The sequence below is a fragment of the Amphibacillus indicireducens genome, assembly GCF_039539605.1.
Lineage (GTDB): Bacteria > Bacillota > Bacilli > Bacillales > Amphibacillaceae > Amphibacillus > Amphibacillus indicireducens.
In genome coordinates this window covers 14,504-14,710 of record NZ_BAABDL010000072.1, presented here as the reverse complement: position 1 = coordinate 14,710, position 207 = coordinate 14,504, and the positions used below count along the sequence as shown (strand labels likewise).

Sequence of the window (207 nt, the reverse complement as noted above, 5' to 3'; positions counted from 1 at the left end):
ATTGGCTGAATCTAAATCAAAAACAAAATGTTCGCTTGGCTTAAGCTTCTGAACGCGTCGGTTCAATTTTTGATCGACCTGTTGGATCTGCTTCATCGTTTCCTTGTCGAATTTCTGGTTTAAGCGTGACAAAGTGGGTTGAGAAGCTAATTGCTTCTTATCCAGAATCGTGGTAAACATCGGCTCATGCTTTAATTCATCCGCATG

General features: G+C 41.1%; 1 protein-coding gene. It reads right to left on the bottom strand.

All coding sequences use genetic code 11. The features are described from left to right. Positions 1–207: transposase (locus tag ABD814_RS06920; protein WP_344911643.1), on the bottom strand; the 207-nt coding region annotated here is incomplete at both ends.